The 12,263-nt window shown below is 40.0% G+C and carries 13 protein-coding genes and 1 other annotated feature; of the genes, 12 read left to right on the top strand and 1 reads right to left on the bottom strand.

Going from position 1 to position 12,263, the window contains the following annotated elements:
* Positions 1–172 precede the first annotated feature (172 nt).
* From DW000_RS07915 to DW000_RS07885, 7 genes are all read left to right on the top strand, one after another.
* Positions 173–1,123, top strand: coding sequence for an ABC transporter permease (locus DW000_RS07915; RefSeq protein WP_120055946.1), 951 nt, complete (start codon positions 173–175; stop codon positions 1,121–1,123).
* Positions 1,116–1,925 carry an ABC transporter permease gene (locus tag DW000_RS07910; protein WP_120055940.1) on the top strand — a complete coding sequence of 270 codons (810 nt, stop codon included), beginning with the start codon at positions 1,116–1,118 and terminating at the stop codon, positions 1,923–1,925. Before DW000_RS07915 ends, DW000_RS07910 begins: the two co-directional genes overlap by 8 nt.
* Positions 1,926–1,991: 66 nt before the next feature.
* Positions 1,992–3,515, top strand: a complete 1,524-nt coding sequence (locus DW000_RS07905) for an ABC transporter substrate-binding protein (RefSeq protein WP_120055938.1) — start codon at positions 1,992–1,994, stop codon at positions 3,513–3,515.
* The gene (locus DW000_RS07900; RefSeq protein WP_120055936.1) at positions 3,508–4,275 is read left to right on the top strand and encodes an ABC transporter ATP-binding protein; all 768 of its coding nucleotides are present in this window, start codon (positions 3,508–3,510) and stop codon (positions 4,273–4,275) included. Before DW000_RS07905 ends, DW000_RS07900 begins: the two co-directional genes overlap by 8 nt.
* A gap of 1 nt (position 4,276) precedes the next feature.
* Entirely contained in the window at positions 4,277–5,017 is a 741-nt protein-coding gene (locus tag DW000_RS07895) for a dipeptide/oligopeptide/nickel ABC transporter ATP-binding protein (RefSeq protein ID WP_060918905.1), read from the top strand.
* A 124-nt stretch (positions 5,018–5,141) separates the two neighbouring features.
* On the top strand, positions 5,142–5,849 hold the full coding sequence (locus tag DW000_RS07890; RefSeq protein ID WP_120055934.1) for a hypothetical protein: 708 nt from the start codon (positions 5,142–5,144) through the stop codon (positions 5,847–5,849).
* Between the two features lie 148 nt (positions 5,850–5,997).
* Positions 5,998–6,468: a hypothetical protein gene (locus DW000_RS07885; protein ID WP_012863696.1), complete on the top strand. Its 471-nt coding sequence runs from the start codon at positions 5,998–6,000 to the stop codon at positions 6,466–6,468.
* Between the two features lie 55 nt (positions 6,469–6,523).
* On the opposite strand, the gene DW000_RS07880 is transcribed toward DW000_RS07885, so the two are convergent.
* On the bottom strand, positions 6,524–6,871 hold the full coding sequence (locus tag DW000_RS07880; RefSeq protein ID WP_012863697.1) for a hypothetical protein: 348 nt from the start codon (positions 6,869–6,871) through the stop codon (positions 6,524–6,526).
* 230 nt (positions 6,872–7,101) lie between these two features.
* Between DW000_RS07880 and DW000_RS07875 the strand changes: the two genes are divergently transcribed.
* From DW000_RS07875 to DW000_RS07855, 5 genes are all read left to right on the top strand, one after another.
* Positions 7,102–7,731 (top strand): hypothetical protein, encoded by a 630-nt coding sequence (locus DW000_RS07875; RefSeq protein ID WP_012863698.1) that lies wholly within the window; start codon positions 7,102–7,104, stop codon positions 7,729–7,731.
* A gap of 359 nt (positions 7,732–8,090) precedes the next feature.
* Positions 8,091–8,498, top strand: coding sequence for a hypothetical protein (locus DW000_RS07870; RefSeq protein ID WP_120055932.1), 408 nt, complete (start codon positions 8,091–8,093; stop codon positions 8,496–8,498).
* An 81-nt stretch (positions 8,499–8,579) separates the two neighbouring features.
* Positions 8,580–8,781 (top strand) — a binding site (T-box leader).
* A 155-nt stretch (positions 8,782–8,936) separates the two neighbouring features.
* Positions 8,937–10,475, top strand: coding sequence for a 2-isopropylmalate synthase (locus DW000_RS07865; RefSeq protein ID WP_120055944.1), 1,539 nt, complete (start codon positions 8,937–8,939; stop codon positions 10,473–10,475).
* Between the two features lies 1 nt (position 10,476).
* Positions 10,477–11,736 carry a 3-isopropylmalate dehydratase large subunit gene (leuC, locus tag DW000_RS07860; RefSeq protein WP_120055930.1) on the top strand — a complete coding sequence of 420 codons (1,260 nt, stop codon included), beginning with the start codon at positions 10,477–10,479 and terminating at the stop codon, positions 11,734–11,736.
* 1 nt (position 11,737) lies between these two features.
* Entirely contained in the window at positions 11,738–12,229 is a 492-nt protein-coding gene (locus DW000_RS07855; protein WP_120055928.1) for a 3-isopropylmalate dehydratase small subunit, read from the top strand.
* Positions 12,230–12,263: the final 34 nt, after the last annotated feature.

The raw sequence follows: 12,263 nt of genomic DNA, 5'->3' as shown, positions 1-12,263 counted from the left end.
TACGGGCTTATAGCCCGTGAGCAAACCACCCGTTTTACGGGTGGTTCTGATTGCTATGCAAAACTTTCATAATGATAATGATTCTAAATACCCATGTGGGTATATCTATCTAAGTATTACATTGATAGAATATAAATATAGCTATTTTGTGATAAAGAAGGCAGGTGATGTGTTGTATCGATTAATACTACAGCGTTTGGCGAGTATTGTAGGTGTTTTATTGGTGGTTACTATCGGTACATTTGTATTGATAAAATTATCTCCTATTGATCCCGTGTCGATGAAGTTTAATCTTGTAGGGGCTACACCAGATCCAGTTGTAGTTGCACAGATACGAGAGCAGTTAGGTCTCAATGACCCTTGGTGGCAGCAATACCTACGTTGGTTAGGTCAAATTGTACAAGGGGACTTTGGTGAGTCCATTCTGTACGCTTTACCAGTGGCGACTATTCTTGGTGGAGCCTTGCCTAATACCTTGGGGCTAGTATCCTTAGCTCTTGTTATGGGGATAGTGGTAACCATACCGCTCGGTATGTTATCTGCAAAGTATCAAGACTCATGGATTGATCATGGGGTTCGTCTCGTTACATTTCTAGCATTAGCAATCCCTGGGTTCTGGGTCGGTTTATTATTACTGTACTTATTTGGTGTTAAATTACAGCTAGTGTCGGTAACGAATACCAATGGCTTTTCTGCCTATGTATTGCCTGCGGTAACCCTTGCTTTATGGATATGTGGTCTTTACATTCGTCGATTGCGCAATACTATTTTAGAAGTGTCGCGACAGCCCTTTGTACAGGGGGCGCGAGCATTAGGCTTGCCAGAATGGATGGTCTACACCCGTTACATATTCCCTCATGTGGGACTTATGTTGTTGCCTATGATGGGGGTAACTATGGGCGCTATGCTAGGTGGCTCTGCTGTTATTGAAACGGTGTTTTCCATAAAAGGCATCGGCTACATGATGGTACAGGGCATTATGGCTCGCGATTATGTATTGATGCAGGGTTATATCATATGGATTACCTTGGTGTTTATCGTGATTAATATCATCATTGATGTATTGAGTGTTTGGCTGAATCCGAAGCGAAGAGCCGCCATAAAAGGAGGCTCTTATGAATAGACAAAAGCCCTATACTTTATACGCCATGTTGGTATTAGCAGCTCTGTGGATCGTATTTTTCCTATGTGCTCCTTATATAGCACCCTTTGATCCTGAAACGACGAGTATCGCGGACCGCTTACAAGACATTAGTAGTACCCATCTATTAGGTACTGACCAACTCGGTCGTGATGTGTGGTCTCGTATTCTGTACGGTGGTAAAGCCTCTTTAGGGATTACTTTCACCATCATTGGCATTAGTGGGGCCATCGGTATCGCTATTGGTGGATTAGCAGGATTCTCTACACCTCGCATTGATCGTTGGTTATCTCGCTTGATTGATTTGGTACTAGGGTTCCCGAACATGGTGATTGCCATTGCTTTCATCGGTATTATGGGACCTAGCATAACGAATGTAATCATTTCCTTGTGCATTACGAAATGGGCGGAATATGCCCGTATCACTAGAGGCCTCGTACAGATTGAACGCCACGCGGAGTACATTACCTTTGCTCGTATGTCAGGTGCTTCAAATCTACGAATTCTGTGGCGCTATATTCTGCCGAATGTATTGCCACCGTTGGTGATCGTTATTATTCAACATTTAGGGGACGCCATCATTTTGGTAGCCAGTTTTTCGCTCATCGGCATCGGTGTACAACCGCCGGATCCGGAGTGGGGCGCTATCTTGTTGAGCTCCCGAGATTTTCTACAAACGGCGCCGTGGCTGCTAATTTACCCGGGGCTCGCTATTTTTATTACCGTTGTTTTATTTAACTATATTGGTGATGCGTTGCGCGATGCCCTTGATGTATCTCGTTAACCGTGCTGTGTATAGATTTTTTATGGTGAAAGCCTCGACGAGGCAATGTATTTTAAAGGAGATATTATGAAACGTTGGTTGTTAGCATGTTTGTCCATGCTATGCATGGTGGCTCTCTTGGTTGGCTGTGGCAATGATACTGCTAAAGACAGCAAACAAGGTAAGCATATGAATGTTGGTTTGTATTGGTTTGGTGAAACATTAGACCCAACTCACGAATGGGATGCGTGGACATTGACACGTATCGGTGCAGGTGAAACCTTAGCCGTTGTTACACCGGATATGAAATTTGCCCCACAATTGGCAGATTCTTGGGAAAATGTAGACCCTACAACATGGAAATTCCACATCCGTGAAAACGTAAAATTCCACAATGGTACTCCGATGACACCTCAAAAGGTAAAAGAGTCCATTGAGTATACGATGAAACAAAGTGCTCGTTCCGCTAAAGCTGTTAAAATCGAGTCCATCACAGTAGATGGTCAAAACTTGATTATTAAGACTACAGAGCCTAATGGTTCCTTGTTATCTAGCTTGACTGAACCTGCTTTTGTTATCATGGATACTGCAGATCTTAAAGATGTAGCATCTAAACCAGTTCTTACAGGCCCTTATAAAATCACTGCTTTCAAAAAAGGTGAAACAATTGAACTTGCAGCCTTCGCAGATTACTGGGGTGGCAAACCAGGTCTTGATACTGTAACTGTAAAAGACATCGAAGACAATAACAAACGCGCTATGGCGTTGCAATCTAAAGATGTAGACGTAATTCAAAAAGTGGACTCTGCTAACCGCAGCTTGTTCAAAGACGGTTTCAATATTCAAGACGTTGCTGGCGTTCGTGTATTTATGTTAAAAGCAAACCACACAGAAGCATCTCCATTACATGATAAAGCTGTGCGTTCCGCTATTGCTCATATCATTAATTATGATTCCATGGCTAAAATCATTGGCAATGGCTCTACACCAGGGGCGGCACCATTCCCGCCATCTGCCAACTTAGGCTATGATGCAATTGCTAATAAACCGATGACAGATGTAGCAAAAGCTGACCAAATCTTGACTCAAGCTGGTTACGCTAAGAATGCAAACGGCATGTATGCAAAAGATGGCAAAGAATTAGCGATTACTATTGCTATTTGGGGTAAAGACACAAGCTTATACGAAGAAATTCAACAAGAATTGAAAAAAGCAGGTATTGCTGTAACTCTTAAGAAATTACAAAGCCCTGATGAAGTAGATACACTTGGTACAGATGGTTTCGATTTGGTAGAACGCAATGTAGTTACTATGTCTACAAACGATCCTTACTGGTTCCTCAGCTTGTTCTACAAAACTGGTGCGAAAGCAAACGTTGGTGGCTACTCTAACCCTCAAGTAGATGTGTTAATCGACCAATTGTCAGTAACATTTGATCAAAACGAACGCTCTAATATTGCAAAACAAGCGCAACAAATCTTAGTTGATGACGTAGCAGATATCTATTTGTTGTATCCAAGTGCAACAGTTGTATCTACTACAAAAGTTAAAAATGTACCGGTACATCCAATCGATTACTACTTATTAACAAAGGATTCTACTATTGAATAAATCTGATTGTATCGTATTTGATAAGGTTACAATTTCATACAGTGCGGAGCAAGCGGTACGCGATGTATCCTTCTCCGTGCCCAATGGTGAGGTCTTTGCCATCGTTGGTGAAAGCGGATCTGGTAAATCTACGTTAGTTCGTGCCGCCTTTGGCATGTTGAAACAAGCTAACATTAGCGGCCAAATTTTGCTAAACGGAACCGATGTTTCTACATTGAGTGATAGCGATTGGCGACAATTGCGGGGCACGAAGACTTCTATGATCTTTCAAAATCCCAGCGCCTATCTAAATCCAAATCGCACCGTAGAAAATCACTTCAAAGATTTATTCCGTGCTCATGGTGAAAGCTATGATGTAAGCCGCGTTAAAGATATGCTTAATCTTGTTCACTTAACTGACGGAGAGCGTATCTTGCAGTCCTATCCGTTTCAATTGAGTGGTGGTATGCAACAACGGTTTGCAATAGCCTTGAGCCTTATCTTGAAGCCGAGCATCGTATTTGCTGACGAACCGACTAGTGCCTTAGATATGCTCGTGCAAGCCTCTGTATTAGATCTTATGAAGGAGGTCACCCAGGCCCTTGGGGCAACGGTGATTATCGTAACTCATAATATCAAGGCGGCGGCGCGCATTGCTAATAGCATTGGGGTTATGAATAAGGGGCAACTCGTTGAAGTAGGCTCTACCGAAGAGATCATGGCCCATCCAAAGGATGAGTATACTCGTATTTTGTTAGATTCCGTAATGAAAGTGGTGTAGTATGATTCAACTTGAGAATATATGTAAACAATATACGAACCACAATCATACGGTTTACGCCGTTGATAACGTATCCTTTTCTGTAGCGGAGAATGAACGGGTAGGTATTGCTGGTGGTAGCGGTTCTGGTAAAAGTACATTGCTTAGGATGATTGCCATGCTAGAAAAACCTACATCTGGCACCTTGCGACTCTTTGGTGAGGACATCCATTCTATTCAAAATCATACAGAAATATATCGCTCTATGCAGATGATGTTCCAAAATCCCTTGGCGGTGATTCCACCGAGAATGAACTTAGAAGCATTTCTCTTAGAGCCATATATCAACTATAGGCTTATGGATATAACCGCTGCAAAGGAAGATATCCGTAAATGGATTCAACATGTAGATCTACCTGAAACGATTGTTCAGAAATATCCTCATGAAGTAAGTGGTGGTCAGCTGCAACGGTTAGTACTGGCAAGGATTATGTTGATGCATCCAAAACTAGTACTCTTTGACGAACCTACATCAGCCCTTGATGCGGTGAATCAAAAGTTGGTACTAGATTTATTACAAAAACTCCATAGGGAACAACCCTTTGGCTACGTATTCGTCAGCCATGATATTGGACTTTTACAAGCCGTAACAGACCGAATCATCGTTATGAAAGATGGACAAATCGTAGAAACTATCGAATCAAAACGACTTAAAGAAGCGGTACACCCATATACAAAAGCGCTTGTCAGTGCTGGAGAATAAAGAAGGCCCCTGTTATACAGGGGCTTTTTTATACGTATAATCAATAAATTATACGATTTTAACTATAAGTAAAATTATAATAGTATATTATGGTATGATATTTTATGAATAAAAGGAGGTATATATGAGTGAGAGTATTATGGCATTGATAAATTTAGTTAGAAAACGATTTGATTTATTTACAAAGATTTTTGTTTTACTTTTTTTGTTATGTTTGTTTGCTGATTACTTATATGCTTATTATGGAGTAAATATATTAGATTTTGAATCTATATTACCTCAAATAGTAAAAGTATTGCTAAAAAAAGTTGAGTTTATTCTTTATTGGCTAATCCCTTTTGTATGTAGCATACCAGGAATATTATTTTTGATACTACTTATAGCTTATATCCTAGAAGTTATAATAAAGCAATTAGATAAAAAAGAATACTTTATGAAATTATCTGAAGATTTTTATAAGTTGTTAAGCCATATGGAGTCATACTGTCAATTTATAAGTAATCAAAGTTTTGACTTATTACAATTATCAATAGTCTATATTCCTTTTATTGGAGGCGTATATTATATTCTTGCGATGTTTAATCATATAGGTGTTTTAATTTCTCCGGATTGGTATACTTCATCATTTGAAATCATCAATCCTATAAAGCACTTTATTTCTCTTAGCTGTTTACTTCCTAATATGACACATAAAGAATGGATTGAATTAGTATTCGTATTTAGTCGGAGCTTTATTTACGGATACTGTATATATTGGTTTTATATTAGTTTATATATCTCTATAAAAAAAGAACGTGAACTATTAAGAAAACGGAGTATAAGAGAGGAATAGCTGCTTGTGAATTAGAATTTTTTAGAACCGATGATAAATACATATTGTGAGATAAAGTATTTTGTAGAATATGTAAGTTAGTAGGTCAAATTAGTTATATAAAGGAATTATATTTAGTTCATCTACAAACACTAAAAGGAGATATTTTATGAATACCTTAGGGCGTTTTTATGATGCATTAAAGATTGCATTAGATATGTTGTTTTATAAAGATCAATACTTAATATTTAATGAAACTGATAATCATGTAAGTGAGTTGTCCATTTCACATAAGATTGGGCACTATTTATCATTATGTATAGATGAGTATGATGTAGACTGTGAATATAACCGGGATTTAGCTGATTCTAAAAAGAATAAGGCTAATGAGTTGATAAGGCCAGATATTATAGTGCATAGACGTGGATGTAATAGTAGCAATTTTGTCGTTATAGAAGTAAAACCTTGGTGGAATGATAATGCGGAGGAGGATATCAAAAAATTAGCTGAAATGACAGAAGAAAATGGAAGGTTTGAATATGATTATGGGTGTAGTATAATTATCACAAAAAATAGATACGATGTTACTGCAACCATATTATCTAAGGGGGATATTATAGAACGTAATATCAAGATATAACTCAAATAATATAAATAAAAATAGTTCCCTTAGGAGCTATTTTTATTTATATAAACTATTCAATTTCCGCTTTCAAATCAATTATATTTTTAGCTGCTACGCAGCTAGGGCAGTCACAGAATTCTGCGCCTTCTGCTTTGATGTCTTTAGCGTGTTGTAATAGGTTAGCTGCACCTTCTTCGCCAAGGATTTGTGTAGCGAGTTCAGAGCCTGCAAAGCCTATTGTTTCGTCGATAAGCGCAATATTTTGTTCTGCTACGGGTACGAGTTGTTTCGTGAGTTCTTCTTGCTTAGGAGTACCTTCTGCATCAATCCAAGACTGAGCGAATTCTTTTACTTTAGGATTGCTTTGTGGTGCATCTAATAATGCTTGAACTAGTTGTGTTAATTGTGTATGTGTCATGATTATTTCCTCCATATAATTACTAACTATAGTTTTGGAATAGTGCATTTAGTATCATATGAGCACCTGTTCCTTTTGTTGAGTTCATTATAGCACCAACAATAATTTTGAATAGTAGAATGATTTGCGATAGATACTATCAAATGTGATAGATTTGTGATGATAACTGATTTAAATTTTAGTGATATAATTAACTTACCATATGTAGTTTGTTTACAGGGGAATGTATCATGAAAAAGGTTGTATGTGTGTTAGCTACGTTAGCTTTTATAGGTTCTATTAATCTTGTGTCCGCAGATGATTTGACGAGATTCCGTCTTAATGGTAATTCGATTTATGACCAGCCTTATGGGGATCGTAATGAGTTTCCTTGTCCAGATAGACTTGGAAGTTGCAGCATGACTGATGAGGATTATAGAAGTACTCGTAAAGGTCAATCGCTAGAGGTGTTTGATACCATATATGAAGCTAAGCAACATTTGAACTTTAAACCGCAGTTGCCAAATGGCGTAGAAGGGTTACATGCTATACATGTGGCTGTTGTAGATCATGATGTACTACAAGTGGTGTATGCTTATCATGAGCTTTTAAAAGGAAAATACTTTGACCGTGTAGATGATATGCCAAAGTATATTAAATATCGCGTATCTGCGGTATCTGGTAATATTGCAGGTGATTATAAGGATTACGTGCCTCAGAAAACAGAGGTTGTAAATGGCATGACCGTGACCTATAGAATGGTAGATGACTCTGTTTACTTAACATCTTGGGAACATGAAGGACAAAATCATGTGTTCTTATTTAATGAGCCAGTTTCTGTTGAGCGGGCTAGGGAAATGATTAACAGTGTAAAATATTGAAAAAACACTAAAGGTGTAGTATATTATAGGTAGGCAATTGATAGTTGTGCAATTAACTACAAAATCCCCCGGAGCGGCAACTCCGAGGGATTTTTTACATTATTACGCTAATGTTAGAGCGTTGGGCTAGTTGCTAAATAAAAGGGCTAGGAAAGCGTCTAACCACTTGCAAATGTAGTAGGCGAGTACATTTACCATGACGGCTAGCCAAAATTGATAGTTGTTGTGCAATAACTACACCCCCTTTCTGTTGCCAGATTAGGGTTAGCAACACTTATAGTATAGCAAAATACTCTTTACACAAATAGCGATATACAGCCCTCTTTGTTGTGATTGATATTAAAAATAATGGAGCTCTTATGAACGCAGAAAATTATAAGATTTCAAAGCTACCATATATAGAAAATGGTAGTAATGAAATTATGGAAAAGTACCAAATACGCACGCAATATGAAACAGAACCACCTCATGGGGATGCTATATACTCTATTGCTATAAAAAATAAGGTATTGCCATTTTGGATTTATGGTAGAGATGTTACTTTCATAGGTAGTAGCATGGTTATGGTCGAGTCAGTAAGATGCAAAACTTGGGATCCTATTGAAACTATGATTATTGATTTAGAGAATGAAGTGTATGCTAATTTAAAGGAATGGTATACAGATATTTCATTTGTTAGTGAACGCATTGAGCTAACGAACCAAGTGGTAAAGAAGAAGAAACTCATTATGAATGATTTTGATAGTTTAGAGTGGACTAACTACTAACGATGAGTTTTATGAAATTATATTCATTTTATTTTAATTGACATAAGTCTATAGAATACAGTACAATACCCTTATATCTTAAATCAAGCGATGAACGGGTATAAAGGTTTACAAATCCTGCTTTCAGAGAGTTGCCGGCTGGTGCGAGGCAATAGAGGTTGTACGCTGACACTCTCCCGTGAGCTTCGGTGGTGAACGTCAGTAGTCATCGACGGTGGTTCCGTTATCGCCGAAACGAGTCCCAATTAGGGTGGTACCGTGTTATGAATATAACGCCCCTTTGAGCAACGACGGTTGTTCTGAGGGGCTTTTTTATTTGTGAAAGTCTAGTAAATCACTGATTATATATGGTGTCGACATTGGCGATGTTACAAACTTTCACTAATGGATAGATATAATAAAGTGTTATGTTTTATGAGGATAGAAAAGGTGGCTATTATGGAACAGAATCGCGTATATTTCTTCGATACAACCCTTCGTGATGGGGAACAAACACCAGGTGTATCTTTACAAACTCCTGAAAAAATTGAAATTGCGAAAGGCCTAGTACGCCTCGGCATCGACGTAATCGAGGCTGGCTTTCCAGCTGCATCCCCTGGAGATTTTGACGCGGTACAAACGATTGCCCGCGAAGTGAAAGGCGCAACAATTTGTGCGTTGGCACGTGCTAATGAAAAGGACGTACAAAAAGCGATTGATGCATTGAAAGATGCGGAACGTAGCCGTTTGCATGTATTCATTGCTATTTCCGAACTTCATATGGAATATAAATTAAAAATGACTCGCCAAGAGGTATTGGATAAGGTTAAGTCCGTATTGGCATATGCAAAAGGTAAGGTCGATGAAATCGAGTTCTCCGGTGAAGATGCGGCACGCTCTGATTTAGATTTCGCATGCCAAGTATTTGGTGTTGCCATTGCTGGTGGTGCAACAATTATTAATGTACCAGACACAGTAGGTTACATGAACCCTAATGAGTTCGGTGATAAAATCCGCTATATTAAAGAACATACACCAGGCATTGAAAATGCAATTATCTCTGTTCACTGCCATGACGACTTAGGCCTTGCCAATGCGAATACGTTAGCTGCTATTAAAGCAGGTGCACGCCAAGTAGAAGGCACAATTAATGGTCTAGGTGAACGGGCTGGTAACGTAGCGATTGAAGAAGTGGTAATGGCTCTTAAAACACGCCATGATTATTTTGATGACCTTCAAGTGAACATCGATACAAAACAATTTACGAAAGTATCTAAACTTGTGAGCCGTTTAACAGGGGTTGTAGTTCCTCCAAATAAACCAATCGTGGGTTCTAACGCCTTTGCTCATGAATCTGGTATCCATCAACATGGTATGATGAGCAATCCTGAAACGTATGAAATCATGACTCCTGAGTCCGTAGGGGCTGAAAAAACAGATCTCGTATTGGGCAAACACTCCGGTCGTCATGCCTTCGCTGATCACTTGGCAAAACTTGGTTTCCAATCTTTCGCTGAGGAAAAAATCAACGATCTTTTCGCTAAGTTTAAAGAGTTGGCAGATCGCAAAAAACAAGTATACGACGATGATATCGTAGCCCTCGTAGTAGACAATCTTCACCACAAAAAAGCGTTCGAGCTCGTGGCTCAATATTACAAATTGGGTGAAAAAGGCTACGCATACGCTGACGTTCGTCTCATGACTCCAGATGGTGAAAGAGCGGATGCTGCCGTTGGTGATGGCCCAGTAGACGCGTCCCTTAAAGCGGTTGAACGTGTGGTTGGCTTGCCAATTAGCTTGAAAGATTACCAAATCCGCGCCATAACAGCTGGTAAAGATGCCCTTGGGGAAGCAACCCTCAAGGTAGAATACAACGGTCGCTTGTATCATGGTCGTGGTATCAGCACAGATATCGTTAAATCAAGTGTAAATGCATATATTAATGCAGTTAACTCAGTATTCCTAGCTATGGAGCTAGAACAACAGGAGGAAGAATAATATGGGTATGACCATTACTGAAAAGAATATGGCTCGTCACGCGGGTCTTGATGTCGTTAAACCGGGACAAATCATCGAATGTCAGTTGGATGCTGTATTGATGAACGACATCACATTCCCACCGGCGCGTAAAGAGTTCTTAAAAATCGGCAAACCTGTATTTGACCGTCATAAAATCTACTTGGTGCCGGATCATTTCACACCAAATAAAGATATTCAATCCGCTACACAAGCGAAAGTAATGCGCGACTTCGTACGCGAACATGGCATTACAAACTATTTTGAAGTCGGTAGAATGGGTATCGAGCACGTTATTTTGCCAGAAAAAGGTCTTATCGGTCCTGGGGAAATGATGATTGGTGCTGACTCACACACTTGTACATATGGTGCGGTAAATGCATTCTCCACAGGCGTAGGCTCCACTGATGCGGGCGTTGCTATGGCAGAAGGTAAAACTTGGTTCAAAGTACCTGAAACAATTAAGGTTGAGCTTATCGGCAAACCTAACAAATGGGTAACTGGTAAAGACGTAATCCTTGATTTAATCGGTCAAATCGGCGTAGACGGCGCTCGTTACATGGCCCTTGAATTCGCCGGCGAAGGCGTACAACACATGACTATGGCTGACCGCCTCACAATCTGTAACATGGCTATCGAAGCTGGTGGTAAATGTGGTGTATTCCCTTACGATGCAATTACTGAAGAATACATCAAAGGCCGCGTAAATCGCCCTGTTGAGCCAATCGCTCCAGATGCTGATGCGGTATATGCTCAAACTATTACAATTGACTTGTCCAAATTGCAACCAGTTGTAGCGTTCCCTCATTTGCCATCCAACACACATTACATCAACGAAATCGACAAAGATATCAAGATCGACCAAGTTATTATTGGCTCCTGTACAAATGGCCGTTACGAAGACTTGGTGGCAGCTGCGGAAATCTTCAAAGGTCGCAAGGTGGCTCCATTCGTTCGTTGCATCGTAATCCCTGGCTCCCAAGATGTATATGACCAAGCTTTGAAAGAAGGGCTTTTGGATATCTTCATTCAATCTGACTGTGCTGTGTCCACTCCAACATGTGGTCCTTGCCTAGGCGGTTATATGGGCATCATGGCCGAAGGGGAACGCACCGTTTCCACTACAAACCGTAACTTCCGTGGTCGTATGGGTCACGTTGATTCTGAGGTATACTTGGCAAGCCCTTACGTGGCGGCAGCAAGTGCTGTATTAGGCCGCATTGCAGGCCCTGGGGAGGTTTAAAATGGATTTTGAAAGCAAAAAAATCTGGCGCTACGGCGACGATGTAGATACAGACGTAATCATTCCGGCTCGTTACTTAGCGATTGCCGATTGGAACGAATTGGCTGAACATGCGATGGAAGATATTGATACGATGTTCGCTCCTAATGTGAAAGCTGGGGAAATCATGGTTGCTGGTAAAAACTTTGGCTGTGGTTCCTCCCGTGAACACGCACCAGGTGTTATTAAAGCTAAAGGCGTGCCTGTTATCATAGCACACTCCTTTGCTCGTATCTTCTTCCGTAATGCTATCAACATCGGTTTACCAGTTGTGGAAATCGGTGAACAAGTTGATCGTATCGATGCAGGTGATGCAATCGGCGTAGACTTGTCTAAAGGTATCGTGTACAACTTGACTAAAAACGAACAATACCAAGGTACTGAGTTGCCACAATTCATTCAAGATATTGCGGCAGCCGGTGGTCTTGTAAGTTTTGCTAAAAACCGTAAATAGGGGCGAGCCGAACACTCGTCTCAAGCCTCCACTG

The organism is Veillonella sp. AF36-20BH, assembly GCF_003602765.1.
Lineage (GTDB): Bacteria > Bacillota > Negativicutes > Veillonellales > Veillonellaceae > Veillonella > Veillonella hominis.
The sequence above is the reverse complement of the archived record's forward strand: the minus strand, read 5'-3'. Positions and strand labels throughout refer to the sequence as shown.

Coding starts and splice junctions, on each gene's coding strand:
- DW000_RS07910 (WP_120055940.1), top strand. CDS start 1,116: ATGAATAGACAAAAGCCCTATACTTTATACGCCATGTTGGTATTAGCA.
- leuC (WP_120055930.1), top strand. CDS start 10,477: ATGGGTATGACCATTACTGAAAAGAATATGGCTCGTCACGCGGGTCTT.
- DW000_RS07885 (WP_012863696.1), top strand. CDS start 5,998: ATGAATACCTTAGGGCGTTTTTATGATGCATTAAAGATTGCATTAGAT.
- DW000_RS07865 (WP_120055944.1), top strand. CDS start 8,937: ATGGAACAGAATCGCGTATATTTCTTCGATACAACCCTTCGTGATGGG.
- DW000_RS07905 (WP_120055938.1), top strand. CDS start 1,992: ATGAAACGTTGGTTGTTAGCATGTTTGTCCATGCTATGCATGGTGGCT.
- DW000_RS07890 (WP_120055934.1), top strand. CDS start 5,142: ATGAGTGAGAGTATTATGGCATTGATAAATTTAGTTAGAAAACGATTT.
- DW000_RS07855 (WP_120055928.1), top strand. CDS start 11,738: ATGGATTTTGAAAGCAAAAAAATCTGGCGCTACGGCGACGATGTAGAT.
- DW000_RS07875 (WP_012863698.1), top strand. CDS start 7,102: ATGAAAAAGGTTGTATGTGTGTTAGCTACGTTAGCTTTTATAGGTTCT.
- DW000_RS07880 (WP_012863697.1), bottom strand. CDS start 6,871: ATGACACATACACAATTAACACAACTAGTTCAAGCATTATTAGATGCA.
- DW000_RS07895 (WP_060918905.1), top strand. CDS start 4,277: ATGATTCAACTTGAGAATATATGTAAACAATATACGAACCACAATCAT.
- DW000_RS07870 (WP_120055932.1), top strand. CDS start 8,091: ATGAACGCAGAAAATTATAAGATTTCAAAGCTACCATATATAGAAAAT.